Raw genomic sequence first — 25,223 nt, 5'->3', positions numbered from 1 at the left:
GGAGAGACCATGACACAGGACGTTCTTGCCAAAGAAACCAACCGCCGCCAATTGCAGCAGATCATTTCCGGGTTATCGGACGGTGTGATCCTGGCCGAAGTCGACCAGACCATTCTGTGGGCCAACGAAGCCGCGCTGACCATGCACGGGGTCAGTGAGGTGGAGCAGCTCGGCGCCAATACCGAGCAATACGCCAAGCGCTTCGCCTTGCGCTATCGCAACAACCATCCCTTGCCCCTGGACAGCTACCCGCTCAGCCGAGTAGCAGCCGGTGAAGAATTCAGCGATGTGGTGGTGGAAGTCACCCCCGCCGACGACGAAGACCGCCGTTGGGTGCACCGCTTGCGCAGCCTGGTGCTGACGGACGCCCACGGCGAACCGGAGCTGTTGGTGCTGATCCTCAGCGACGCCACCGAGTGGGCCAGCGCAGAACAACGTTTCGAGAAAACCTTCAACGCCAACCCGGCACCTGCGGTGATCTGCCGTCTCAGCGACCTGCGCTACATCAAGGTCAACCAGGGTTTCCTGGAGATGACCGGTTACAACCGCGACCAGGTCATCGGCAAATCCGTGTATGAACTGGACGTGCTGGAACACGCCGATCGCAAGGACCTGGCCATCCAGCGCCTGGGCGAAGGCGCAACCATCCCGCAGATGCAGGCCGAGCTGCGCCTGCCCGAAGGCGGCAGCAAACTGGTAATCGTCGCCGGCCAGCCGTTGGACATGAACGAGGAAGACTGCATGCTGTTTTCCTTCACCGACCTGGAGCCACGGCGCAAGGCCGAGACCGCCTTGCGCCAGAGCGAAGAACGTTTCGCCAAATCCTTCCGCCTGACACCGGTGCCGACCCTGGTGTGCAACGCCGCCAACCGGCAAGTGGTGGATATCAACGAAGCGTTCATGAGCATCACCGGCTACACCAGCGAAGAACTGATCGGCAAGAACGTCGAGGACATCCACTTCATCGACAGCGCACCGGCGGGAGCGCAATTGTTCACTACCCTGGAAAACGCCGGCAACCTCGAAGGCCAGGACCTCAAGGTGCGCAAGAAAGGCAACGAGGTGATCGACTGCGTGGTCTCCGCCGACACGGTGATTATCGAGGACGTGCCCTGCTACCTGCTGGTGCTGATGAACATCACCGAACGCAAACGCTCGGAGCTTGAGCTGGTGGCGGCCATTGAGGAAGTGATGCAGGACGCCTCCTGGTTCAGCCAGACCCTGATCGAGAAGCTGGCCAACGCCAAGAGCGTCAACAGCCCCAACCTGCCGAACGTGGCCTTTACCGACCTCACCGCCCGTGAGCGTGATGTGCTGGGTCTGATCTGCGAAGGCCTGGCCGACAAAGAGATTGCCTCGCGCCTGAAACTTGCACCCAACACGGTGCGTAACCATGTGGCCACGGTGTACTCCAAACTCGGCGTGCACAGCCGCAGCGCGGCCATTGTGTGGGCCAGGGAGCGTGGCTTGTTTGCCGGCGAACTGCGCATCAAAAGCAAACCCTAGAGTGCAAATGCACTAGTGCGACCAGTGCAAATTCGCCTTATTGCACTGACGCGTGCTGCTTAACCTTGAAGAGTGGGTACAGGGCCTATGGTCCCGTGCCGAAATGGTTTGATCTCTTCCAAGGAAAGCACGATGAAAAGCGAACAAGTCAAAGGCGCCGTAGAAAAAGTTGCCGGCAAGGCCCAGGGCGTTATCGGCGACCTCACCGGCGATGATCAATTGCACGCTGAAGGTGTGGCGCGTCAGGCGGCAGGTCAACTGCAGCAAACGTACGGCGACGCGCTGGAGACCGTCGGTGATTTCGCCAAAAACAAACCCCTGACGACCGTGGCTGTCGTTGCCGGTATCGGTTTGCTTGTGGGCCTGTTGCTGCGTCGTCGTTGAGGAGGCCGAGGCCTATGTTTACCCTCTCTCAATTGCGCAACTGCATCGAAGAAGGTTTGTCGCCGCTGACCTGCGAGTTCACCCTGTGCCGGGACGCGTCACTGACCCTCAAGGTCTACGACGCCGAAACCGGCCGGGTTGACCTGGTAGTCACCGGCATCAGTACCAACCGCCTGCAGACCCCGCAAGAAGTCGCCAAGATGGTTGAAGAGTTGCGCTACGAACTGCAGAGCAACAACGTCGGCAAGCTCACGCTGGATGATTTTGCTTCAACGACGACCCAATAAAAATGCAGCCGGGCTGATTTCCAGGCCGACCTGTGTGACGTCGAAGCTAACGTGATGGGTGAGGTAACGCGACCGGGATGGCCGGTTACCTTTATGCGCTAACGAGGAAAACACACCGATCAGCGCTTGACGGGGGTGATCTCGAGAATGGTGCCGTTGGTGGTTTTGAGCAGCACAAACTTGTCCCCCACCCGTGCCCATTGGCTGTCTGCCTCCGGCTGCTTGAGGCCACGTTTTTTCCAGTCGCTGAGCGCCGATTCCTTGCGCATCAGGATATCCGGGGCGCGGTCACCCTCTTTCAAATCCCGCGTATTGATGCTCGAAGGCTGCACGGTTTCCTGAGGTGTATCACCGGCCTGCACGACAAAGCTGGCGGTGGACAGCCCAGCGGTGAGCAGCAGGCAAGCGGCTAGGGTCTTGGACTTCATGGGTGCTCCTTCAATGAATGATGCGTACCCAGGTTCCGACCGCAGGCGTGGCAATTCATTCAGCCGCAGATGATGCGGCGTGCTCGTTGACTAAATGACCCAACGTTCGCGCATCAAAAACTGGAGAAGTCCTACAGCCATCCCAGCGTTCTGAGTTCTCAATTCAAACCCAGCCATGAGCTGTGGTTTTCAGAACTCAGAGGACGTTGCAAAGTGACACAACGCGTACAAGTACTTTCGCTGCAAACCACTACTCCCGATGCCCACTCATCGCGCGCAGCCCATGAGTCAATTCTGGAATTCGCCAAGCGTGAGACGAATCGCCGCGCAGAGCAATTGATCAGCTCAATGAGGCGCTCATTGGTAGCCCTCAAAGACGATTCATTTCAGCCCCTGGTTACGTTTGTAACCGCGCCCGAACTCTACTGGAATATTCCGTGGAGCAGCGTCAAGAATGTGCAAGAGCTTAAACAGCTGGAAGTGTTTTACCGCCGGACAATTCAACAACACGTCAGGCAGATTATTCGCGCTTTCCCGGCCAGGCAGTGGGGACGCCTCATCCTGTTACCGGGTACAAATGCATTGTTAACGCCCAGCAAACAGAACCCAAACCGCTACGAGGCTTTGAATTACGTAGTGGCCGGGAACAATTTCGGGAAACGATCATTTTGGGGCGCGCCCTTGATTTCAATGTGGCCCAAGCGAAATACCGCCTTGATTGACTACATGGGCCTGTCAGCAGAGCAGGCTGTAGAAAAGGATAACGAGCTGATCATTTTCGACCCGGAAACGGCCTCGCCGGAGCTTTTCGACGGCGACCCACCTTTGGTATTTGTGTACCAGCTCTGCGAGACACTCAGTGTCAATGTGTATGAACTGAGCACCTCCACCGCAAAACATCAACGCGGGTGTCGGCTGCTGCCTCTGTTCGACAACCAGCCAGTCCCGGATCTGCCCTTTGGTATTGATATTTGCGCGGATTATGGTCTCGGTCGTTTGGATGAATTGCGCAAGCCTCAGGTCAAAATCGACTTTCTGATTGCGGCGGGCCAGCGCACCGCGGCGGGTAAAGAGCTACACCAATCAGTGCAATACGTCGTCCGTAACGATGGTCGTATGTACACCACTCCTGACGGCCGCCCGCACAGCCAATGCGAGCTATGGACTGTGATTGATGGAAAAACCCACACGGTAATACCTGCTCGGCTGGTTACTGAAAACGTCTGGCTACATCAGTTCGAGGTCGATTGACCGACGGCCAGCCAGCCTCCAGCACAGCCAAGGGTCTTGATCGTTCCGGCGCTCCAGCGTCGGAATGATCAATTCACCGCCATTGCCCCCATGAAATAATTCGTGTAATTTTTCATGAAATTTATCGATATAAATTTCATGAATCAACAACAAGAACTCGACGCACTGGCCGTGTTGATCCACGACCTGCGCAAGCACAAGAAACTCACCCTCGCCCAACTCGCGCAAAAAATCGAGCGGTCGGTGGGTTTCTTGTCCCAGGTCGAACGCGGCCTGTCGCGCCCTACCGTGGCCGATCTCACCGCCATCAGCCATGCCCTCGACGTACCCACCACCTACTTCTACAGCCTGCCCAAACCCAAGGCGGTGGATTGGGTCACGCGCCCCAATGAGCGGCGCACGGTGTATTACGCCAATGGCATCACCGACATTCTGGTGTCGCCCAGCATGCACGGCGCGTTTTCGATGCTCGACAGCCTGTTGGCGCCCGGTGCCAACAGTGGCGAGCAAACCATGAGCGACCGCGCCGAGCAGGCCGGCTTTGTGCTGGAGGGCGAGTTGACGCTGTGGGTGGAAGGTGAGACTGACCCGGTCACCCTCGGGCCTGGCGACAGCTTCCACCTGGCCAGTTTTGCCCATTGCCGCTACGCCAACCTGACTGATCTGCCCGCCCGCGTATTGTGGGTTTACAACTAGGAGCAACACCCGTGAAAAGCCAACCCTCCACGTTGCTGGCCGAAGTACGGACCTTTCGCCAGAACCACCCCGAGGTGCGTTACGTCGACCTGATCGCCCTGGACATTCCGGGGCATTTCTACGGCAAGCGCTACCCGGTGGAGATGCTGGAAAAAGTCGCCGCCGGCAGCCCGCTGAAGCTGCCGCAAAACGCCGTTCTGCTGGGCGCTCAGGGCGGGCTGTTCAAGATCGGTGATTATTGCTTTCACGACGGCGACCCGGATGCCAACCGCCGCCTGGTGCCAGGCACGCTCAAGCCGGTGAGCTGGGAAGCGCAGCCGCTGGGGCAGATGTTGATCACCTCGGATGGCACCGAAGCGCCGATTGAGTTCGAACCACGTGAAGTGCTGGCCAAGGTGCTGGAACGCCTGCATCACAAGGGCATTCACCCGGTAGTGGCGTTTGAGCTGGAGTTTTACCTATTCGATAAAAAACTCGACGACGGCCTGCCGCAATTCGCCCGCGACCCGTTGAGTGATGACGCTGACGACCAGCCCACCCTGCATATCGAGCGATTGTCGCGCTTCAGTGAAGTGCTCGACGACATGGCGCAAACCGCCCAGGCCCAAGGCATCGACATCACGGTGATCACCGCCGAACTCGGCCCTGGCCAGTTCGAGATCAACTTCGGCCACTGCGACGACGGCCTGCGCGCCGCCGACTGGGCCGCGCTGTTCTGCCGCAGCACCCGTGGCGTGGCACTCAAGCACGGCTACCGCGCCAGCTTTATGGCCAAGCCTTATCTGCAATTTCCCGGCAGCGGCATGCATGTGCATGTCAGCCTGTATGACGGCGCGGGCAATAATTTACTCGCGGCGCACCAGCAGCAACCGCTGCGCCACGCGGTGGCCGGTTGCCTGGCCTTGCTGCCGCACTGCATGCCGATCTTCTCGCCCAACCACAACGCCTTCCGCCGCTTGGGTGGCACCGTGAACGCGGCCACTCGTGCCAGCTGGGGCTTTGAAGACCGCGACGCCTGCGTGCGCATTCCCGAATCCGACCCGCGCAACCTGCGCATCGAACACCGCCTGGCCAGCGCCGATGCCAACCCGTACCTGGTGCTGGCAGCGATCCTGGCAGGCTTGGAGCATGGCCTGGAAACCAGGCAAGAACCCATCGCGCCGCTGAACGAGGACCGTAACAGCGGCGCCGACTTCCCCCTGGAAATGCTCGACGCCGTGCGCGCCATGCAGCATCAAGCGATATTGCGCGATAAGCTGGGCGCCGAATTTATCGACGTGTACTGCGAAAACAAACGCCAGGACCACCTGGCCTTTCAACAAGAGATCAACGCGCGGGAATACCGCTGGTTTCTCTAGCCCTGGAATCACCGATGACCGACCAAAGCGCCCCGGCCCTCAAGGAAATCTTCAACGTCGAACGCCTGCAACACATCGCCAGTGAAATGACAGCGGTGTACCCGGCGTTCGACGCCAAAGGCTTTCTAAAGCACGCCAAAGCCGGGCTTGCCGAGTTGTCGGTGATGCAGCGCATGGCGCGGGTCAGTGAGAGCCTGCATGCGGTCATCCCATTGGATTATGCGCAAACCCTCAAGCTGTTATATGCCCTGGCCCCGCGCTTGAACAGTGCATTTGTGTGCCTGTTCCTGCCGCACTATGTGGCCAGTTACGGCCTGAATGACTTCAAACGCTCCATGGCCGCGCTCAAATACTTCACCGTGTTTGGCTCGGCCGAGTTCGCCATTCGCCCGTTCTTGTTGAACGACTTTGAGCGCACCCTGGCCGTGATGCAGCAGTGGTCGCTGGACGCCAACGAACATGTGCGGCGCCTTGCCAGTGAAGGCTCGCGCCCTCGCCTGCCCTGGTCCTTTCGCTTGGCCCAGGTGCAGGCCAACCCGCAGCTGTGCGCCTCGATCCTGGATAACCTCAAGGCCGACAGCAGCCTGTATGTGCGCAAGTCAGTGGCCAACCACCTCAACGACATCACCAAGGACCACCCGGACTGGGTGCTCAGCCTGATCGAAGGCTGGAACCTGGACAACCCGCACACCGCCTGGATCGCCCGGCACGCCTTGCGCAGCCTGATCAAGCAAGGCAATACCCGCGCACTGACGATCATGGGTGCCGGCGCCAGGGCCGAGGTGAACATTCACCACCTGAAAGTCACACCGGCGGTGATCAACCTGGGCGAGCGCATCAACCTGTCGTTCAGCCTGGAATCCACCGCCACCGCCGCGCAGAAGCTGGTGGTCGACTACGCCATCGACTACGTAAAAAGTGCCGGCCATAGCGCGCAGAAAGTGTTCAAGCTCAAGGCCTTTACCCTGGGCGCAGGCGAACATCACGCCATCCGCCGCGAACAACATATCCGTGAGTTGACCACGCGCAAGCATTACGCGGGCAAGCATTGGGTGCATGTGCTGGTGAACGGCGAAAAGCTCGCCAGTGCCGAATTTGAACTGCTAAAACCCTGAAACAAATCAAGCAAAAGGCTCTAGCACGGGTCTTTCAGACACATTTATTGTCAGACAATCGTGGCTTTTGTTGTTGCGACCCATTATCATCCGGCGCCTTCTCACTACCCGACGGGTAGTTGTTCCACTGTATCACCCGAGGCGCCCATGCACCGTTTGTACCGTTTTTCGTTTCACCGCCCCTTGCTTGCCCTGAGCCTGGGGCTGGTTTGCCACTGTGCTAATGCCGCCCTGCAACCCATGGCCGAAGCCCCGCTGGCCAGCGACACCGAGCTGCACTGCCACTTCAACCGCGACGCCAGCACCGACTGCACCACCACCCAGCACTACACCATCCTCAAGCCCAGCGGCCGCGAAATGCTCTCGCGCATCGACTTCGATTACGCCGAAGGCGACAGCTTTGAAGTGCTCAGCGCGCAATCCACCCAGCCGGGCGCCAAGCCGGTCGCGCTGGACGCCGCGCAAATCGACACGCGCACCGCGCCCAATCCGGACCAGGGCTTCAGCCGCTACAAGCAGACATCCCTGGCCTTCCCGAACCTGCGCGTGGGCACAAAAATTCGCTTCACCGTGCGTGAGCGGCGCGCCGCCAAACCGCTGGTGACCCAGTTTCACTACGCCCTCATGTTTGGCCCCAGTGCGTTCCGCCGCGACCACGTGAAGGCGCGCTTTACTGCCGAACGGCCGATCCAGTGGCGCAGTGAGTTGTTCGACGGTTTCAACGTAACGGCATCCGCCAACGGCAAGACCCTGGACGTGGTGCAAAAAAAGCCGACCTACCTCAATTACATCAACGAATCCTCCAGCGCCGCGCTGCAACACATCCCGCGCCTGGAAGTGGGCAGCGCCCTGGACCGCCAGGCGTATTTCGGTGATTTCGCCCAGCGCTACAACCAGATTCTCGGCGCCAACCTGCCGGCGCAAGCGGCCGCTGCTGTAGCCGCCGCACGCAACCTGGCGCCGGCGCAACAGGTCGAAGCGCTGATGCAGCACATCAACGACCACTACCGCTACCTCGGCGACTGGCGCGCTACCGAGCGCGGTTATGTGCCGTTCAACCTGGCGGAAATCGAGCAGCATGGTTATGGCGACTGCAAAGACCTGGCGATCCTGCTGACAGCAATGCTCAAAGCCAGCGGCATCAAGGCCGAGACCGCCTGGGTCAGCCGTGGCGACGTAGCGTTCTCATTGCTGATCCCTGGCACCAACGCGGCGAACCACGCGATCGTGCGTGCCGAAGTCGACGGCCAGGTCTGGTGGCTCGACCCGACCAACCCGGTGTTCGCACCCGGCCAGACCATGCCCGACATTCAGGACCGCTGGGTGCTGGTCAATGATGCTCAGGGCCAGGTACGCGAAGAACAGATCCCGCTGGAACGCCCGGAAACCACCCTGCGCCTGGACAAAAAAGTGCACTTCGACAAGCAAGGCAATGGCGCCACCCAGGCCACCATCACCTTCAGCCGCCTGCCGCTGATGCAAATGAGCGTCGCCGATCGCCAACAAGGCACCACCGCCACCGACCAGAACATCTGCGGCAACTTCGGCAACGAAATCAGCGGCTGCACCATCACTCGCCCACCCACCGCCTTCGTGGTGCACGACGGCTACATCGTCAACGCCAGCATGAACGACCAGCGCGCGCTGGAAAAGCTCGCGAACGACTACGTCTACACCGACGAGTCACTCAAAGGCCGCTGGGATGGCTTCATCAACTACCGCCGCCATGATCAACAAGCCGACCTTTATCTGGGCAACCCGGAAACCTACGACTACCGCTTCACGCTGACCGGTGGGCAGATGGAAAAAGCCATCCCCGGCTGCCAGGTGCGTTCGCCGTGGTATGACCTGGATCTGGACGGCAAGCTTATGGATAACGGGCTGCAGTATCACTATCGCCTGAGCCAGAAAACGCGCTGGTTGACCCATGCGGAAGTCGCCAGTGAAGCGTTCGGCAAGATGATAAAAGAGGCGCGGGCGTGTGCCGAACAGGTGCATCAGGTGGTGAAGCTCTAATAATTCACTGACACAACACAAACCCAATGTGGGAGCTGGCTTGCCTGCGATTGCAGTGTGTCATTCAACAAATAAGTTGACTGACAGGGACTCATCGCAGGCAAGCCAGCTCCCACATTTTTATCCGGTTTCTTCAGTGAGTTTCGCCGAGCAGCAACCCTTGCTCCCGCGCGCACAACTCCACCACATAATCCCACAACACCCGCAACCGCACCGACTTGTGCAGCTCTCGGCGCGAGCTGATCCAGTAGCTGCGCTGGATGCTTTCTGCCGGCAACAATGGCACCAGGTCCGGGTCGCCGGCGGCCATGAAGCACGGCAACACCGCAATGCCTAATCCCGAACGCGCCGCCTGGTGTTGAGCAATCACGCTGGTGCTGTGAAACACCACCTTGGGGTTGCGGCAAAAGCTGCTGAGGAACTTGAGTTCCTGGCTGAACAGCAGGTCATCCACGTAATCAATCCAGGCATGGGCGGCGAGGTCTTCACGCTTTTCGATCGGCGGGTTGCGCGCAAGGTAGGCACGGCTGGCGTAGAGCGCCAGGCGGTAGTCAGTGAGTTTGCGCGTGACGAGTTGGTCGACGCTGGGGCGCTCGAGGTGGATGCTGATTTCCGCTTCACGGTTGAGAATGCTCACAAAGCGCGGCACCGCCACCAGTTCCACTTCCAGCCCCGGATAACGCTCGAAGAGCCCGCCCATGCGGCTGGCGAGGAACATCACGCCCAACCCCTCGGCCACGCCAAGGCGGATCTTGCCCAGCGGCGCAGCGGAATGGGTGAGTTCGTCTTCGGCCAGCAACGCGACGTTTTCCATGGCCTCGGCGTGCTTGAGCAGCGCTTCTCCGGAAGGCGTCAGTTCGTAGCCTTGGGCATGCTGCACGAACAACGCGGTGCCAAGGCTCTTCTCGATAGCCTCGATATGCCGGGCCACAGTGGCGTGCGTGGTTTTCAGGCGCTGCGCAGCGGTGAGCAGGCGGCCACTGCGTTGCAGCTCAAGAAAAAACCGCAGGTCATTCCAGTCGAACATGTCGCCTCCAATGCGGGAGCCTGAGCCGCGCTGTTTAAAAACGCACAGCAGCTGGGTAAAAACTAACATTTTTAAGACGAAAACTAACAACTAGGATGGGGCCAATAAGAAAAACAAGCGAGACCTCAGATGCCCATTGCAACTGCTGAATACGATTACATCGTCGTAGGCGCCGGCCCCGCAGGCTGCCTGCTGGCTAATCGATTGTCCGCCAACCCCGCCCACCGCGTGCTGCTGCTCGAAGCCGGTGGCCGCGACAATTACCCCTGGATCCACATCCCCGTCGGTTACCTCTTCTGCATCGGCAACCCGCGCACCGACTGGTGCTTCAAGACCGAAGCCCAGGAAGGCCTGCAAGGCCGTGCGCTGAGTTACCCACGCGGCAAGGTGCTGGGCGGCTGCTCGTCCATCAACGGCATGATCTATATGCGCGGCCAAGCCCAGGATTACGACGGCTGGGCCGCCGCAGGCAACCCCGGCTGGGCCTGGAAAGATGTGCTGCCGCTGTTCAAACAGAGCGAAAACCATTTTGCCGGCGGTTCGGAATTTCACAGCGACGGCGGTGAGTGGCGCGTGGAGCAACAGCGCCTGCACTGGCCGATCCTCGATGCCTTTCGCGATGCGGCGGCGCAAAGTGGCATCGCACCGATCAGCGATTTCAACCAGGGCGACAATGAAGGCTGCGGCTACTTCCAGGTCAACCAGAAGGCCGGGGTGCGCTGGAACGCGGCCAAGGCATTTCTCAAGCCGATCCGCCAGCGCCCCAACCTCACCGTGCTGACCGAAGTGGAAGTCGACCGCGTGGTGCTGGAAAACGGCCGCGCTTCGGCTGTGGTCGGGCGCCAGCATGGCCAGCAATCAAGCTGGAAAGCACGCAAGGAAATCGTCCTGTGCGCCGGTTCCGTCGGCTCGCCGGGTATCCTGCAACGCTCAGGGATTGGCCCGTCCCATGTGCTCAAGCCATTGGGCATCAACGTGCTGCATGAACTGCCGGGTGTCGGTGGCAACCTGCAGGACCACCTGCAACTGCGGCTGATCTACAAGCTGGAAAACGCACGCACGTTGAACCAGATCGCCGGCACGCTGTTGGGCAAAATGGGCATGGGCCTGCGCTACCTGTATGACCGCAGCGGCCCATTGTCGATGGCGCCCAGCCAGCTCGGCGCCTTCGCCCGCTCCGGCCCGGAACAGACGTCGGCCAATCTTGAGTATCACGTGCAGCCATTGTCCCTGGAACGCTTTGGCGAACCGTTGCATGCGTTCCCGGCATTTACCGCCTCGGTCTGCGACCTGCGCCCGCAAAGCCGTGGCCGCATTGATATTCGCTCGGCCAACCCGGCAGATGCCCCCCTGATACGGCCCAACTACCTCAGCCATCCCGAAGATTTGCGCGTAGCCGCCGACGCAATTCGCCTGACCCGCCGCATTGTCGCCGCACCGGCCCTGAGCCAGTTCAAGCCGGTGGAATACCTGCCGGGCGACGCGCTGCAAACCGAAGAACAGCTGCATGAAGCCGCTGCACGCATCGGCACGACGATTTTCCACCCGGTGGGTACTTGCCGCATGGGCGATGACAACGATGCAGTGGTCGATGCCCAACTGCGCGTGCATGGCGTGCCGGGCCTGCGCATTGCCGATGCCTCGGTGATGCCACGCATCACATCCGGCAACACTTGCTCACCTACACTGATGATTGCGGAAAAAGCAGCGCAGCTGATGCTTTCGCCGAACACAAGGAGTCTCGCCCCGCAGAGAGAAACGCTTCATGCAATCTGAATAGCGGCGCCGCACCCGGCGCCGACAGTGGAACAACAATAAATAATCACTGTGAGGGATACCCGATGTCAGAACATGCTCAACCCCTGGGCTCGGCCGTCAAGGCGAGCACCGGCAGCGAATCAAGGAAAGTCATCTTCGCCTCGTCTTTAGGGACGGTGTTCGAGTGGTACGACTTTTTCCTCTACGGCGCCCTGGCGGCGGTAATCAGCAAGCAATTCTTTGCCGGGGTGAATGACACTACGGCGTTTATCTTTGCCTTGATGGCCTTTGCCGCAGGCTTTGTGGTGCGGCCGTTCGGCGCGCTGGTGTTCGGCCGCCTGGGCGACATGATCGGGCGCAAGTACACGTTTTTGGTCACCATCATCCTCATGGGTGTCGCGACATTCTGTGTCGGGCTGTTGCCGACCTATGCCAGCATCGGCATTGCGGCGCCGATCATTCTGATCGTGCTGCGTATGCTGCAAGGCCTGGCGTTGGGCGGCGAATATGGCGGCGCAGCCACCTATGTGGCCGAGCACGCACCGGCCGGCAAACGCGGCCTGCACACCAGCTGGATTCAATCCACCGCCACCCTGGGCCTGCTGCTGTCGCTGCTGGTGGTGCTGGCTTGCCGTTACTTCACCGGCGACCAGTTCGAAGTGTGGGGCTGGCGCATTCCGTTCCTGTTCTCCATTGTGCTGCTGGGCATTTCCACCTGGATCCGCATGAGCCTGCATGAGTCGCCGGCATTCCTGAAGATGAAAGAGGAAGGCAAGGCGAGCAAGTCGCCGATCCGCGAATCCTTCGGCAAATGGGAAAACCTCAAGGTGGTGCTGATTGCGCTGTTCAGCATCAACGGCGGGCAGGCAGTGACCTTCTACGCCGCGCAGTTCTACGTGCTGTTCTTCCTCACGCAATTCCTGAAGATGGACCCGGCCCTGGCCAATATGCTGCTGATCATCAGCGTGGTAATCGGCGCACCGTTCTTCATCCTGTTTGGCTGGCTGTCGGACAAGGTTGGGCGCAAACCGGTGCTGATGCTCGGTTTGCTGCTGGCCACCGCGCTGTACTTCCCGATCTTCAAGGGGCTGGCGCACTACACCAACCCGGCGATGGACCAGGCCAGCCACCAGGCGCCGATTACCGTATTGGCCGACCCGGCCACCTGCACCTTCCAGTTCGACCCGGTCGGCAAGGCGCGTTTTGACAGCCCATGCGACAAGGTCAAGACCTTCCTGGTCAAACAGGGCCTGCCTTACAGCAGCGCCGCCGCGCCAGCCGGCAGCCCGGTGCAGGTGAGCGTCGGTGATGTGCGCATCGACGGTTACGACGAAGCGGCCCTGCGCGGCGCGGTGACCCTGGCCGGCTACCCGACGTCGGCGGATGTGGCGCAGGTCAACAAGGTGATGGTGGTGGTGCTGATCGTGGTGCTGATCCTGATCGCCGCCATGTGCTACGGCCCGCTGGCGGCGCTGATGGTGGAACTGTTCCCGACGCGTATCCGCTACACCTCGATGTCCCTGCCCTACCACATCGGTAACGGCTGGTTTGGCGGGTTCCTGCCGACCGTGTCGTTTGCCCTGGTGGTGTACACCGGCGATATCTTCTACGGCCTGTGGTACCCGGTGGTGGTGACCGGGGTGAGCTTGATTGTGGGGTTGTTCTGCCTGAAAGAAACCAAGAACGTGGATATCAATAACAACTGATCTTCAAAACGCTGAAGATCCCCTGTGGGAGCTGGCTTGTGTGCAAGCCAGCTCCCACATTTGGCTGTGTGGTGCCCACACAAATTGCTGTACATCCATACAGATAAAGGTTGCTCAATTGCCTTTGACTGAGCATCCTGCAAGGCATCGACCCGATTTGATGTGATGACCATGCGGCTGTACCTCTGTGAAAAACCCTCCCAGGCCAAGGATATCGCGGCCGTGCTCGGCGCCAGCCGGCGCGGCGACGGCTGCTGGCTGGGTAACGGGGTCACAGTCACCTGGTGCATCGGCCACCTGCTGGAAACCGCCCCGCCCGACGCCTACGACGCCAAATACAAGCGCTGGGTGCTGGCCGACCTGCCGATCGTGCCGGAAAAATGGAAGATGCGGGTCAAGCCCAAGACCGCCAGCCAGTTCAAGGCCGTCAAGCGTTTGCTCGGGGAAGCCCAGGAACTGGTGATTGCCACCGACGCCGACCGCGAAGGCGAAATGATCGCCCGTGAGCTGGTGGAGCATTGCCGCTATCGCGGGCCGATCCAGCGCTTATGGTTATCGGCGCTGGATGAAGCCTCCATCCGCAAGGCCTTGGCGGCCCTCAAACCCGGCGCCGAAACCTTCAGCCTGTACCACTCGGCCCTGGGCCGCTCGCGCGCCGACTGGCTGATCGGCATGAACATGAGTCGCCTGTTTACCCTGCTCGGGCGTCAATCCGGCTATCAAGGCGTATTGCCGGTGGGCCGCGTGCAAACCCCGACCTTGCGCCTGGTGGTGGACCGCGACCGCAGCATCGCCGACTTTGTACCGGTGGCTTACTGGGCCATTGATGTCGACCTGCGCCACGGCCCCATGATCTTCACCGCTCAATGGCGCGCCGCTGAGGATGCCTGCGACGATCAAGGCCGCTGTCTTAACCCGCAACTGGCCCGCGATGCCGCCGATGCGATGACCCACGCCGCCAGCGCCAGGCTGGTCAAGCTGCGTACCGAGCGCGTGCGCGAGGTGGCGCCCCTGCCCTTCGACCTCGGCACATTGCAGGAAATCTGCTCCAAAAAGCTCGGCCTCGGCGCCCAGGAAACCCTGGACATCGCACAGTCCCTATACGAAACCCACAAAGTCATCACCTACCCTCGCAGTGACTGCGGCTACCTGCCGCTCAGCCAACACGGTGATGCGCCGAAGATCCTGGCCGCGCTGGCCCGCGCGGATGCGGCGGTGAACGAGCTGATGGCGCATATCGACCCGCAACGCCGTTCACGGGCCTGGAACGACGCCAAGGTCAGCGCGCACCACGGCATTATTCCTACGGGTGCGGGTAAGGATGTCGCGCAACTGACCGGCAAGCACCGTGCGGTCTACACGCTGATTCGCGCACGTTACCTGGCGCAGTTCCTGCCCAACCATGAATACGATCGCACCCAGGCGGATTTCGACTGCGCAGGCCAAGCTTTGCGCGCGGTAGGTAAAGTCATCATCGAGCCGGGCTGGAAACGCGCCCTGCCCGAGGCGCTCGCGCCCGCCAAAGGCCGCGAAGCCCCCGCACCGCAGGCCTTGCCGACGCTGGTGCAAGGCCAGGATTACGCGGTGGCCAAAGTCAACCTCAAGGACCTGTGGACCCAGCCGCCCAAGCCCTTCACCGAGGGTGACCTGATCAAGGCGATGAAAAACGTCGCCAAGCTGGTGCAAGACCCGCTGCTCAAGCAAAAGCTCAAGGACACCACCGGCATCGGCACCGAAGCCACCCGCGCCGGGATTATCCAGGGCTTGCTCGACCGGGGTTATCTGGTCAAAAACGGCAAGGCACTGTCGGCCACTGCGGCGGCGTTCAGCCTGATCGACGCGGTGCCGCGGGCGATTGCCGACCCCGGCACTACTGCGATCTGGGAGCAGGCGCTGGACATGGTGCAAAGCGGAGAGATGAGCCTGGAAGAATTCGTCGCCAAGCAGGCGGCCTGGATGAGCAAACAAGTGGCACGCTGCAATGGCATGCGCATGACCATCACCGGTCCGGCCAGCCCGGCGGGCCGAGGCGCCACGCCGTGGAAAAACAAACGCAAGGCCGCACCGCGCAAGACGACAGGCGCTCCGAAGCGGGCGAAAAAACCGAAAAGTGCCGGCTAAAACGCGAATTAAACCAGTGAATGACGTTTTTCGACGGGTTTAACGCCGCTTTGGGCCTTGCAGCGCTGTAGCCCGTCTAGGATTCTGTAGGGGACTCGCTGACTTCCTAACAACAACACCGGAGTGGCCGCCATGAAAACCGTTGCACAAGTGCTCAAAGCCAAGGACCAGAAGAATCAGGACGTGCATACCATCCAATGGGATCACACGGTGTTTGAGGCGCTGGTGCGAATGTCAGAAAAAAACGTAGGGGCCTTGCCGGTGGTCAAGGAGGGTGCAGTTGTCGGCATCCTCAGTGAACGTGATTACGCGCGCAAAATCATGCTCAAAGGCCTTTCGTCGGTCACCACAAAGGTCCATGAGGTAATGAGTTCACCTGTGATCACCGTTGATACCCATAAAAGTGTCGAAGAATGCATGAACATCATGACCGACAGTCACCTGCGCCACCTGCCCGTGGTCGAAGACGGCAAACTGCTGGGCCTGCTGTCCATCGGTGACTTGGTAAAAGAGGCCATTGCCGAACAGGCCGATCTGATCAAACAGCTGGAGCAGTACATCCGCGGCGAATAGGGGAACCCATGCTCGATACGCTGGACCACCAAGACGACCACCTCGACACCCTGTACCGGGCCATGGCTGAACGACGCTTTTTGGTCTTGACCGGTGCAGGTATCAGCACGTCATCGGGCATCCCGGATTATCGCGACAGCGAAGGCGTGCGCCGTGGCAAGGCGCCGATGATGTACCAGGAATTCCTCGCCACCGCCCAAGCGCGCCGCCGCTATTGGGCACGGGCCATGCTGGGTTGGCCACGGGTGCGTATTGCGCAGCCGAACCAGGCTCATCTGGCGCTGGCAACACTGCAGCAAAGCGAGCGTATCAGCGGGCTGATCACGCAAAACGTCGACACCCTGCATGATCAGGCCGGCAGCCATGAGGTGATCGAACTGCATGGCAGCTTGCATCGTGTGCTTTGCCTGGACTGCCAGCAGCGCAGTACCCGCGACGTGATTCAGCGGCAGATGGAAATCGATAATCCTTACCTGGTGCAGGTCCACGCGGTGCAGGCGCCTGACGGTGACACCCTGCTCGATTCGACCTTTGAAGAACGCTTTCAGGTGCCGCGCTGCCCCCATTGCAACGGCGAGCGCTTGAAGCCAGACGTTGTATTTTTTGGCGAGAACGTGGCACCGGCGACGGCCGCCAGGGCCATGGCCGCCGTTGAGCATGCCGACGGGCTGCTGGTGGTGGGATCTTCGCTGATGGCCTATTCCGCGTTTCGCCTGTGCAAGGCGATGGTGGAGCAAGGCAAGCCGGTGATAGCCATCAACCTGGGCAAGACCCGTGGGGATGAGCTGTTGCAGGTGAAGATCGAGGCGTCATGCGAGCGGTTGTTGCCTCTGCTGGCCGAGCGATTGGGACAGTAGGCAAACTTCAAATCAAAAATGTGGGAGCTCTGTGCTGATTTGGCCATTACGCCCACCACGACCCACCGCACAAAAAATGACGCCCAAGTCACGTTTTCACGCATTCTCCCGTCCCCACAGCAATTTATGTAGTGACTGAAAATAATCACTACATAACCGTTGACGTAACCTTTTTGTCCTTGCATTATCGAGACGTCTCCCGGATCGGGAGCGTTGGTAACACGCGTTTTGAGCAAGCTCGTCTGACCGCCGAGCTGTTTTTTCCGGATGTGCACTGCCCACAAGGCAGATTGATGAAGCTGACCGGCCCGCAAGGGTTGGTACAAGGAGCTAAAACGCTGCTTGTCTTCGTGATGAAACCATTGCGTAGCCGTTCATCAGCAAGACTACATGCATCAGGTTCAAGACCCTGCCCGTATTCGGCAGACCGTCACTGACGCCCGGTTTTCGCAACCGGAGACAACTAAGCAGTTTTAACGGAATCAACTGATAGATCGCCAACTGGTCAAGGGGCTTACATTATGAATCTGAACAACCAACCAACTATCGATGAATTGGCTGAGATGTTCGCAGCGCAGAAAGACAAACTCGACGACCATATCCTTTGGGTTGGCAAATCGGGCGAAGTCAAAATTGACTGTCTGGCGCCCCATACCGAAGAAGCCGAGTTCGACCGCAACCACCGCGAACTGGCGGCGCGCCTGAAGATGTACCGCCGCGGCCAGGGTTATGTCGGCAAGAAAGCGGCAGCCGATCGCAATTTTATCGAGCAAGTATTCGACACACTTAACAGTGCCTGGGCGTCTTTCAAGGATAACTCGCAAGTTAAAGTGATCGACCGCTACTACTAAGTACAACTTGCCCATTGTGGGAGCGGGTCTGTTTGCGATAACGGTTTAACTGCCAACACTGTTGTTGAATGTTAACTGGCTATCGCAGGCAAGCCAGCTCCCACATTTGTTTTGTGGCACCCTCAAAAAGTCGGGAAACGTCCCTTCGCCGCTTCATCGCGAAAAATATCAAACAACACCTGCGCCGCCGCCGACAACTCATGCCCAGGTTTGGTCAGCACACCAATCGGCCGCTCGATCACCGGATCGCTCAAGGTGATGCAATGGGCGCCCGCCTCCTCCATCTGACGTGCGCACAATGCGGGCACGGCGCTGACACCCAGGCCACTGGCAACCATCTTGCCCACCGTAGCCAATTGATGACTTTCCAGGGCCACCGGCAATTTCAACCGCAAGGCTCCCAAGTGCTCCTCAAGCATCACTCGCACCGTCGAAGGCCGTTGCAATGTGATGAAGGGGTGTTCCAACAGGGTTTTCCAGTCGACTTCGGTACATTGCGCCAGGGGCGAATCACCGGGCACCACCGCAATAAACCGGTCCAGGTATAACGGCGTGAAGGCCAGGGACGAGCCTTCAGATGGCTCGAACGCCACGCCCAGCTCCACTTGGCGATCGCGGACCATCTCCAGCACCTGTTCATTGATCAGGTCGTGCACCGTCACATTCACCTGCGGGTAACGCGCGCGGAATATCTTCAGGATCGGTGGCAGCAGGTTGCCCGCAAACGACGGCATCGCCGCTACGGTGACGCGACCACGTTGCAGGGTAAAACGCTGGCGCAGTTCATCTTCGGCATTGTCCCAATCGGCAATCAACCGACGTGCCAGCGGCAGCAGCGATTCACCCTCGGGCGTCAGCGCAACATTGCGGGTATTACGGCTGAACAGGCGGCCGCCCAGGCCCTCTTCCAGGCCCTTGATGGTCAGGCTCAGCGCCGACTGGGAAAGGTGCAGACGCTCGCAGGCAGCGGCAAAACTCAGGCTTTGGGCCACGGCGAGAAAGGCACGCATCTGTTTGACGGTCATGAGGCTGCTCCGGGTGCGGATTGAACTATGCTGTTTTCTAAATCAATCAACCTTAAAAAACAACTTAACAAATCAATCCGTCGGCGCAACACTCAGTTCATTGGCTGGCCCACACACAATAAAAGAGGTGCATATGGCAGGTTTCGATAAACGCGTGGCGTCCTATGAAGAAGCACTGGCAGGCCTGGAAGACGGCATGACCGTGCTCTCCGGTGGTTTTGGCCTGTGCGGCATACCAGAAAACCTCATCGCCGAGATCAAGCGCAAAGGCACCCGCGACCTGACCGTGGTGTCCAACAACTGCGGCGTCGACGGGTTTGGCCTGGGCGTACTGCTGGAAGAAAAGCAGATCAGCAAAGTGATCGCCTCCTACGTCGGTGAAAACGCCCTGTTCGAGAAGCAACTGCTCAGCGGCGAAATCGAAGTGGTGCTGACGCCCCAAGGCACCCTGGCGGAAAAAATGCGTGCAGGCGGCGCCGGCATCCCGGCCTTCTTTACCGCCACCGGCGTCGGTACTCCCGTGGCCGAAGGCAAGGAAACCCGCGAATTCAACGGTCGCCCGTACCTGATGGAAGAGTCCATCACCGGCGACTTCGCCATTGTCAAAGGCTGGAAAGCCGACCACTTCGGCAACGTCATCTACCGCCATACCGCGCAGAACTTCAACCCGCTGGCGGCTACTGCGGGCAAGATCACCGTGGTCGAAGTTGAGGAAATCGTCGAACCGGGCGAGCTGGACCCGGCGCAGATCCACACCCCAGGCATCTACGTCGACCGAGTCATTTGCGGCACCTTCGAGAAGCGCATCGAACAGCGCACCGTCCGCAAATAATCCGCCAGCCCAAATAATAAGGAGACAACACATGGCTCTTACCCGCGAACAAATGGCTCAACGCGTCGCCCGCGAAATGCAGGACGGTTTCTACGTCAACCTCGGCATCGGCATCCCCACCCTGGTGGCCAACTACATTCCCGAAGGCATGGAAGTCATGCTGCAATCGGAAAACGGCCTGCTCGGCATGGGCCCGTTTCCGACCGAGGAAACCATCGATGCCGACATGATCAACGCCGGCAAACAAACCGTGACGGCGCGCATCGGCGCCTCGATTTTCTCCTCTGCGGAATCCTTCGCGATGATTCGCGGCGGGCATGTCGACCTCACCGTGCTCGGTGCATTTGAAGTGGACGTGCAAGGCAACATCGCGTCGTGGATGATCCCCGGCAAGCTGGTCAAGGGCATGGGCGGCGCCATGGACCTGGTGGCTGGTGCGGAAAACATCATCGTGATCATGACCCACGCGTCCAAGGACGGTGAGTCCAAATTGCTCAGCCAATGCAGCCTGCCGCTGACCGGCGCCCAGTGCATCAAGCGCGTGCTGACAGACCTTGCGTACCTGGAAATCGAAAATGGCGCTTTTGTCCTCAAGGAACGCGCACCTGGCGTCAGCGTTGAAGAGATTGTGAGCAAGACCGCCGGTAAACTGATCGTCCCGGACCACGTTCCAGAAATGCACTTCCAGTGAGGACAGATTCCATGCAAGACGTCGTGATTGTTGCTGCCACCCGCACCGCTGTGGGCAGCTTTCAAGGAGCGCTGGCCAGCATTCCGGCACCGGAGTTGGGCGCGGCCGTGATCCGTCGCCTGCTGGAGCAGACCGGCCTGGACCCGGCTCAGGTCGATGAAGTGATCCTCGGCCAGGTACTGACCGCAGGCAGCGGCCAGAACCCGGCGCGCCAGGCCTCGATTCTGGCTGGCCTGCCCCACGCCGTGCCGGCTTTGACCCTGAACAAGGTCTGCGGCTCGGGCCTCAAGGCCCTGCACCTGGGCGCTCAAGCCATCCGTTGCGGCGACGCTGATGTGATCATCGCCGGCGGCATGGAGAACATGAGCCTGGCGCCGTACGTCTTGCCCGCTGCGCGCACGGGCTTGCGCATGGGTCATGCCAAGATGCTCGACAGCATGATCACCGACGGCCTGTGGGATGCGTTCAACGACTACCACATGGGCATCACCGCCGAAAACCTAGTGGACAAGTACGGCATCAGCCGTGAAGCCCAGGACGCCTTCGCCGCAGCCTCCCAGCAAAAAGCCGCCGCTGCTATCGAAGCCGGCCGGTTTGTCGATGAAATCACTCCGGTCCTGATCCCGCAGCGCAAGGGCGACCCGGTGGCCTTCGCCGTGGATGAACAACCGCGCGGCGGCACCACTGCCGAGTCATTGGCCAAGCTCAAGCCCGCGTTCAAGAAAGACGGCAGCGTTACCGCCGGCAACGCCTCCAGCCTCAATGACGGCGCCGCCGCTGTGCTGCTGATGAGCGCTGACAAAGCCAAGGCTCTCGGCTTGCCTGTATTGGCGCGTATCGCCAGCTACGCCAACGCCGGTGTCGACCCTGCGATCATGGGCATCGGCCCGGTCTCGGCTACCCGCCGCTGCCTGGACAAAGCCGGTTGGAGCCTGGGCGACCTGGACCTGATCGAAGCTAACGAAGCCTTCGCCGCGCAATCTTTGGCGGTCGGCAAAGAGCTGGAATGGGACGCGAACAAGGTCAACGTCAATGGCGGCGCCATCGCCATCGGCCACCCGATCGGCGCCTCAGGCTGCCGCGTGCTGGTGACCCTGCTGCATGAAATGATCAAGCGCGACGCCAAGAAAGGCCTGGCCACCCTGTGCATCGGCGGCGGCCAAGGCGTAGCCCTGGCCCTCGAGCGCAGTTGATCTAAAGAGCAACACGAGAAAAGGCTCGATTCCACGAAAAATCGGGCCTTTTCTTTACGCGTTTTTCCCGAAAAAACACAGTATTCATGTGGGAGCTGGCTTGCCTGCGATAGCGGTGCATCAGCCAGCAACGGCTTGAATGACGAACCGCTATCGCAGGCAAGCCAGCTCCCACCGTTGATCGCGGTTATCCCTCGGTATGAGGTACCGCAAACACCGCATTCGCGCGTGCCACCACCTTGTCGCCCACTTGCAGGCTCACGGTGGCAAACGCCATCTGCCGGCCACGCTTGTGGTGCTCCAGGCGCACCACAATCCACTCCCCCACTTGCACGGCACCCAGGTAGTCCAACGTCATGCTCGCGGTTATCAACGGTAACGGCGGTTCGCTGGAAAACGCCATCGCATAACCCATGCCGACATCCGCCAGGGTCGCCAACACCCCACCGTGCACCGTGCCACGGCCATTGGCGTGGCGGTTGTCGGCACGCAGGCCGATTTCCAGTTGTAACCCTTCGCCCCGGCAATATGCCGGACCTAACAGGTCGAGCAACGGGCTGCTGCGTGGCAGCGAGACAAAGCCTTCGGGCACGACGTGCGTGATCATGGCGAGTGCTTCCTTGGCCAAAACACGAGGTGTAACCCAGCCGTCCCAAGACCGCCATCAAGATCAGCCAAGCCAATGATCAACAATCAGCTAACGCTTCATGCAACGCTGATAGCGCTCATCCACGCGCTTGGCAAACCACGCGGTGGTGAGGTTGCGGGTGATCTTCGGGCTTTTGAGCACGATGCCCGGCAAGATCGCGCGCGGCACCGGCTTGCCGGCAGCCTTGTCGGCCAGGGCAAAGACGCGCTTGTAGAGAGTGGTTTCCTCGAAATCGAACTGCTCACCCTTTTCCAACTGGCTACGGATGCTGGGGTTGCGCATATCCAGCTTCGCGCCCAGGGAACGCACCGCCAACTCGGTGGTGCCGGGCAGCAGTGAGCCATAACGAATCAGATCCCCATCCAGCGCCAGCTCGGTGCCGCTGACTCGGCTGACAGCGGCCTGGAACGCGGCATTGCGGCTGGCATACCACCCCGCGTTGAAATCGGCGAAGCGGTATAACGGCTGGTCGTAGCTCACCGGGTAACCGAGCAGATGCGTGATACCGAAGTACATGCCGCCACGACGGGTGAAGACTTCCCGGCGAATGGTGCCATCCACGGTGTAGGGATAATCGCGAGCGTGTTGCTGGGCAAAGTCGATGCTGACCTGCATGGGGCCGGCGGTGTGCACCGGGTTGAAGCCGCCGAACAAGGTATTACCCAGGGGCACCATGCTGATGAAATCGTCAAAAATGCCGCTCAAGTCCCTCTCTGTGCGTGCGGCACTGAGGCGCTCGGCGTAGGTCTTGCCGGTGGGCGAACGCAATTGCAGCGTGGTGCGCACCACAAAGGCCGGCACATGGACCTTGCCGGCGCGGCGCAGGATTTCATCCTGGGCGATCTTGCCCATATTCGGCACCGGCGGGTCTACCTGGTAGGTGGACTCTTGCTCGGTCACCGCCAGCACGGCGCAGATATTTTCGCTGCTGGGGTAGATTTTCTGGCTGTCGAAGGCGGTGTAAATGTCCTGGGCCCAGCCGTTGCGGTCCGCCACCGTGGCTGGCAACAGCCGCACAATCTGCGCCTTCACCTCAGCCTCGCTGCGTTCAGGCTGCTGCGGGCCGCGTGGGGTGGAGCAACCGGCCAGCACCAGCAACGTGGTGAGGCACAGGATCAGGCGGCTTGAATACATGGGGCTTCCTTGAATAACGACGGGCCGGGTTGTGCGGATATCGACAGGTAAGTCTAACCGGGGTTCGCCGACCTGCTGCATTTGTCAGTTACGACCAAACGTGACTGCCTGCTGTACGACAATCACATCACCACACCCGACCGAGCAGACGACAAAAACTACGGAAACATCCTACCAATCCGCCAGATAAGCACTGCTGCGCGCGTCTTAAAACCTCTGCAAAGTCCTTCGCCTGATCACACAGTGCGAGGGATTGCAGATGGTTTTGTTTGTTAGAGCCCGGGCTAAAGGGGCTACCGCTTGAACCCGGCCATTGGCAGGCTGGCCCTGACCCCAATGGACGTGAAGACGGTCGACGTTGAAAGCGTCTTCGGCGATTTTCGCGAATGCCTGAATACCTTTGACGACTGGGCGTCGAGCTTCTGGAGCTTCTCGGCGCTGGATGTCGAGCAGGTGTTCAAGGTCGGGGATGAGGTGGCGCTGGTCGCCCCGATCAACCGCTCCATCATTCCCAGCAGCACCGTCGCCACGTGCCAGGCCAATGGCACGTTGACCCTGGTGCATATGTTCCAAAGCACGCGTTTTGTGCCCATCGGCAATACGCCGGTGGTGCTGCAACGCGTCGATCCCAACGGCGGCCCATTGGGCGAGCCGATCCACCACACCATCGGCCCCAGCGGCATTCTCGAAATCAACGAGTGTGATCGTAATCAAGCGTACCGAATCAGTTTTTATCCCAATGTTTCCAAAGATCACGTCAAGGCACTGTACGCGTCTTATCAGTCAGTGATTGCGGGGTTGGAAGAGCGCCTGCGTAAAGCCTGGAACGACACCTTCCAGGCGCAGTGGGTAATTTATACCGACGCTAAACCGCTCGACCAACGCAGGATGCTGGAGAAAGCGGTTCTCCATGGCATGGGCACGGCGCTCTACACCCTTTGGGACAACTTGACGCAGCTGTATGAGCTGTTGGCGGACATCAAGCCCAACAGCGAAAAGTTGCTGACGTACATCTCCCAGGCCGAGCTTGATGAGCTGCTGACACTCAGCAACGACGCGATCGCCAACGGCCTGCTGGTACTCAGTGATGAGCCGCTGTTGTTCGTTTACGTGTCGGCGATGGTCAGCTGGATGCGCCTGCTGCCGCCGCAAGATATGTATGAGCTGATGGGCGAAATCACCGGCGAGGTGTTGATCAACTTGCTGTTGATTTGGGCGACGGCGGGCATGGGCGTGGCGGTACGCCTGGGCACTCAAGTTCTCGGGCACATCAAGTCCGGACGGGCGCAGAGTTTGCTCGAGTTGCTGGCAAAACAGCATGTGGGGCTGACGTTAGAGCCACATGCAGCGGCGGTTAAACCTCTGTTGCTAGGCAGTGCCGCGACGCGGATCAAGACCGTGCCGGTTGCGCCGTTGAAAGCAGGGAATGAGTTGGTTGCCAACCCGGTGCCGGTGGTGCGCGGCAAGACGCAGCAGACCGCGTTGGTACGCCAGGAACCTGTGGATGATGTGCCGGCTTCGGGCAAGAACCTCAATGGCGATGCTGCAGCTGCGGCGGACAAAACCGTTACCAATGGTTGCCCCGTGTCGATGGTCACCGGCGAGGAATTGCTGACCCTCACAGACGGCATGCTGGATGGGATTTTGCCGTTCGAGTGGACACGGCTGTATCGCACCAGTGCGGTGGAAGTGGATGGCGGGTTGGGGTTTGGCTGGAGCCATTCACTGGCACAGCGGTTGGTGGTTTCGGGTGATTCGGTGGTGT

General features: G+C 60.0%; 23 protein-coding genes. 18 read left to right on the top strand and 5 right to left on the bottom strand.

Annotation, left to right across the window (positions count from 1 at the left end):
• Nucleotides 1-9 precede the first annotated feature (9 nt).
• The 3 genes from BFP92_RS01850 (at nt 10) to BFP92_RS01840 (ending at nt 2,177) form a co-directional block, all read left to right on the top strand.
• Nucleotides 10-1,506, top strand: a complete 1,497-nt coding sequence (locus tag BFP92_RS01850) for a PAS domain S-box protein (protein ID WP_065911364.1) — start codon at nt 10-12, stop codon at nt 1,504-1,506.
• A 132-nt stretch (nt 1,507-1,638) separates the two neighbouring features.
• The gene (locus BFP92_RS01845) at nt 1,639-1,890 is read left to right on the top strand and encodes a CsbD family protein (RefSeq protein ID WP_065911363.1); all 252 of its coding nucleotides are present in this window, start codon (nt 1,639-1,641) and stop codon (nt 1,888-1,890) included.
• 14 nt (nt 1,891-1,904) lie between these two features.
• Entirely contained in the window at nt 1,905-2,177 is a 273-nt protein-coding gene (locus BFP92_RS01840; RefSeq protein ID WP_056858062.1) for a DUF1652 domain-containing protein, read from the top strand.
• Nucleotides 2,178-2,296: 119 nt separating this feature from the next.
• Here the strand turns inward: BFP92_RS01840 and BFP92_RS01835 are convergent, their stop codons facing one another.
• On the bottom strand, nt 2,297-2,605 hold the full coding sequence (locus tag BFP92_RS01835) for an RcnB family protein (RefSeq protein WP_065911361.1): 309 nt from the start codon (nt 2,603-2,605) through the stop codon (nt 2,297-2,299).
• A gap of 213 nt (nt 2,606-2,818) precedes the next feature.
• On the opposite strand from BFP92_RS01835, the gene BFP92_RS01830 reads away from it, so the two are divergent.
• The 5 genes from BFP92_RS01830 (at nt 2,819) to BFP92_RS01810 (ending at nt 9,041) form a co-directional block, all read left to right on the top strand.
• A complete protein-coding gene (locus BFP92_RS01830) occupies nt 2,819-3,856 on the top strand; it encodes a hypothetical protein (protein ID WP_139114019.1) in 1,038 nt (345 codons plus the stop codon).
• Between the two features lie 138 nt (nt 3,857-3,994).
• Nucleotides 3,995-4,552, top strand: a complete 558-nt coding sequence (locus BFP92_RS01825) for a helix-turn-helix domain-containing protein (RefSeq protein ID WP_065911390.1) — start codon at nt 3,995-3,997, stop codon at nt 4,550-4,552.
• 11 nt (nt 4,553-4,563) lie between these two features.
• Nucleotides 4,564-5,910: a glutamine synthetase family protein gene (locus BFP92_RS01820; RefSeq protein WP_065911357.1), complete on the top strand. Its 1,347-nt coding sequence runs from the start codon at nt 4,564-4,566 to the stop codon at nt 5,908-5,910.
• Nucleotides 5,911-5,924: 14 nt separating this feature from the next.
• Entirely contained in the window at nt 5,925-7,025 is a 1,101-nt protein-coding gene (locus tag BFP92_RS01815; RefSeq protein WP_065911355.1) for a DNA alkylation repair protein, read from the top strand.
• 156 nt (nt 7,026-7,181) lie between these two features.
• Nucleotides 7,182-9,041, top strand: a complete 1,860-nt coding sequence (locus tag BFP92_RS01810; protein WP_065911388.1) for a DUF3857 domain-containing transglutaminase family protein — start codon at nt 7,182-7,184, stop codon at nt 9,039-9,041.
• 133 nt (nt 9,042-9,174) lie between these two features.
• Here the strand turns inward: BFP92_RS01810 and BFP92_RS01805 are convergent, their stop codons facing one another.
• Complete coding sequence (locus tag BFP92_RS01805) at nt 9,175-10,068, bottom strand: LysR family transcriptional regulator (protein WP_065911353.1); 894 nt, start codon at nt 10,066-10,068, stop codon at nt 9,175-9,177.
• A 129-nt stretch (nt 10,069-10,197) separates the two neighbouring features.
• On the opposite strand from BFP92_RS01805, the gene BFP92_RS01800 reads away from it, so the two are divergent.
• The 6 genes from BFP92_RS01800 (at nt 10,198) to BFP92_RS01775 (ending at nt 17,934) form a co-directional block, all read left to right on the top strand.
• Nucleotides 10,198-11,844 carry a GMC family oxidoreductase gene (locus BFP92_RS01800; RefSeq protein WP_065911351.1) on the top strand — a complete coding sequence of 549 codons (1,647 nt, stop codon included), beginning with the start codon at nt 10,198-10,200 and terminating at the stop codon, nt 11,842-11,844.
• A 65-nt stretch (nt 11,845-11,909) separates the two neighbouring features.
• Nucleotides 11,910-13,532 carry an MFS transporter gene (locus BFP92_RS01795; protein ID WP_017135018.1) on the top strand — a complete coding sequence of 541 codons (1,623 nt, stop codon included), beginning with the start codon at nt 11,910-11,912 and terminating at the stop codon, nt 13,530-13,532.
• Nucleotides 13,533-13,703: 171 nt separating this feature from the next.
• Complete coding sequence (locus BFP92_RS01790; RefSeq protein ID WP_065911387.1) at nt 13,704-15,653, top strand: DNA topoisomerase III; 1,950 nt, start codon at nt 13,704-13,706, stop codon at nt 15,651-15,653.
• Between the two features lie 132 nt (nt 15,654-15,785).
• Nucleotides 15,786-16,226, top strand: coding sequence for a CBS domain-containing protein (locus tag BFP92_RS01785; protein WP_056858068.1), 441 nt, complete (start codon nt 15,786-15,788; stop codon nt 16,224-16,226).
• Nucleotides 16,227-16,234: 8 nt separating this feature from the next.
• Nucleotides 16,235-17,083, top strand: coding sequence for an NAD-dependent protein deacetylase (locus BFP92_RS01780; protein ID WP_065911349.1), 849 nt, complete (start codon nt 16,235-16,237; stop codon nt 17,081-17,083).
• 521 nt (nt 17,084-17,604) lie between these two features.
• Nucleotides 17,605-17,934 carry a hypothetical protein gene (locus BFP92_RS01775; protein WP_056860409.1) on the top strand — a complete coding sequence of 110 codons (330 nt, stop codon included), beginning with the start codon at nt 17,605-17,607 and terminating at the stop codon, nt 17,932-17,934.
• 122 nt (nt 17,935-18,056) lie between these two features.
• Here the strand turns inward: BFP92_RS01775 and BFP92_RS01770 are convergent, their stop codons facing one another.
• Nucleotides 18,057-18,959, bottom strand: a complete 903-nt coding sequence (locus tag BFP92_RS01770; protein ID WP_065911347.1) for a LysR family transcriptional regulator — start codon at nt 18,957-18,959, stop codon at nt 18,057-18,059.
• Between the two features lie 133 nt (nt 18,960-19,092).
• On the opposite strand from BFP92_RS01770, the gene BFP92_RS01765 reads away from it, so the two are divergent.
• From BFP92_RS01765 to BFP92_RS01755, 3 genes are read left to right on the top strand one after another with little or no spacing between them, the layout of a single operon-like run.
• Nucleotides 19,093-19,791 (top strand): CoA transferase subunit A, encoded by a 699-nt coding sequence (locus tag BFP92_RS01765; protein WP_058420641.1) that lies wholly within the window; start codon nt 19,093-19,095, stop codon nt 19,789-19,791.
• Between the two features lie 31 nt (nt 19,792-19,822).
• On the top strand, nt 19,823-20,482 hold the full coding sequence (locus BFP92_RS01760) for a CoA transferase subunit B (RefSeq protein ID WP_065911345.1): 660 nt from the start codon (nt 19,823-19,825) through the stop codon (nt 20,480-20,482).
• A gap of 11 nt (nt 20,483-20,493) precedes the next feature.
• Nucleotides 20,494-21,675, top strand: coding sequence for an acetyl-CoA C-acetyltransferase (locus BFP92_RS01755; RefSeq protein ID WP_065911343.1), 1,182 nt, complete (start codon nt 20,494-20,496; stop codon nt 21,673-21,675).
• 187 nt (nt 21,676-21,862) lie between these two features.
• On the opposite strand, the gene BFP92_RS01750 is transcribed toward BFP92_RS01755, so the two are convergent.
• Entirely contained in the window at nt 21,863-22,282 is a 420-nt protein-coding gene (locus tag BFP92_RS01750; RefSeq protein WP_065911341.1) for a PaaI family thioesterase, read from the bottom strand.
• Between the two features lie 90 nt (nt 22,283-22,372).
• Entirely contained in the window at nt 22,373-23,458 is a 1,086-nt protein-coding gene (locus BFP92_RS01745; RefSeq protein WP_065911338.1) for a DUF1615 domain-containing protein, read from the bottom strand.
• A gap of 336 nt (nt 23,459-23,794) precedes the next feature.
• Here BFP92_RS01745 and BFP92_RS01740 point away from each other — a divergent pair.
• On the top strand, nt 23,795-25,223 hold a 1,429-nt coding region (locus BFP92_RS01740; RefSeq protein ID WP_239694229.1), incomplete at its 3' end, for a DUF6531 domain-containing protein.

Source organism: Pseudomonas sp. 58 R 3 (genome assembly GCF_900006605.1).
In the GTDB taxonomy this organism is placed as follows: Bacteria; Pseudomonadota; Gammaproteobacteria; order Pseudomonadales; family Pseudomonadaceae; genus Aquipseudomonas; species Aquipseudomonas salomonii.
This window is presented reverse-complemented; position numbering and strand designations above follow the sequence as displayed.

Coding starts and splice junctions, on each gene's coding strand:
- BFP92_RS01850 (WP_065911364.1), top strand. CDS start 10: ATGACACAGGACGTTCTTGCCAAAGAAACCAACCGCCGCCAATTGCAG.
- BFP92_RS01845 (WP_065911363.1), top strand. CDS start 1,639: ATGAAAAGCGAACAAGTCAAAGGCGCCGTAGAAAAAGTTGCCGGCAAG.
- BFP92_RS01840 (WP_056858062.1), top strand. CDS start 1,905: ATGTTTACCCTCTCTCAATTGCGCAACTGCATCGAAGAAGGTTTGTCG.
- BFP92_RS01835 (WP_065911361.1), bottom strand. CDS start 2,605: ATGAAGTCCAAGACCCTAGCCGCTTGCCTGCTGCTCACCGCTGGGCTG.
- BFP92_RS01825 (WP_065911390.1), top strand. CDS start 3,995: ATGAATCAACAACAAGAACTCGACGCACTGGCCGTGTTGATCCACGAC.
- BFP92_RS01815 (WP_065911355.1), top strand. CDS start 5,925: ATGACCGACCAAAGCGCCCCGGCCCTCAAGGAAATCTTCAACGTCGAA.
- BFP92_RS01805 (WP_065911353.1), bottom strand. CDS start 10,068: ATGTTCGACTGGAATGACCTGCGGTTTTTTCTTGAGCTGCAACGCAGT.
- BFP92_RS01800 (WP_065911351.1), top strand. CDS start 10,198: ATGCCCATTGCAACTGCTGAATACGATTACATCGTCGTAGGCGCCGGC.
- BFP92_RS01795 (WP_017135018.1), top strand. CDS start 11,910: ATGTCAGAACATGCTCAACCCCTGGGCTCGGCCGTCAAGGCGAGCACC.
- BFP92_RS01790 (WP_065911387.1), top strand. CDS start 13,704: ATGCGGCTGTACCTCTGTGAAAAACCCTCCCAGGCCAAGGATATCGCG.
- BFP92_RS01785 (WP_056858068.1), top strand. CDS start 15,786: ATGAAAACCGTTGCACAAGTGCTCAAAGCCAAGGACCAGAAGAATCAG.
- BFP92_RS01780 (WP_065911349.1), top strand. CDS start 16,235: ATGCTCGATACGCTGGACCACCAAGACGACCACCTCGACACCCTGTAC.
- BFP92_RS01775 (WP_056860409.1), top strand. CDS start 17,605: ATGAATCTGAACAACCAACCAACTATCGATGAATTGGCTGAGATGTTC.
- BFP92_RS01770 (WP_065911347.1), bottom strand. CDS start 18,959: ATGACCGTCAAACAGATGCGTGCCTTTCTCGCCGTGGCCCAAAGCCTG.
- BFP92_RS01765 (WP_058420641.1), top strand. CDS start 19,093: ATGGCAGGTTTCGATAAACGCGTGGCGTCCTATGAAGAAGCACTGGCA.
- BFP92_RS01760 (WP_065911345.1), top strand. CDS start 19,823: ATGGCTCTTACCCGCGAACAAATGGCTCAACGCGTCGCCCGCGAAATG.
- BFP92_RS01755 (WP_065911343.1), top strand. CDS start 20,494: ATGCAAGACGTCGTGATTGTTGCTGCCACCCGCACCGCTGTGGGCAGC.
- BFP92_RS01750 (WP_065911341.1), bottom strand. CDS start 22,282: ATGATCACGCACGTCGTGCCCGAAGGCTTTGTCTCGCTGCCACGCAGC.
- BFP92_RS01745 (WP_065911338.1), bottom strand. CDS start 23,458: ATGTATTCAAGCCGCCTGATCCTGTGCCTCACCACGTTGCTGGTGCTG.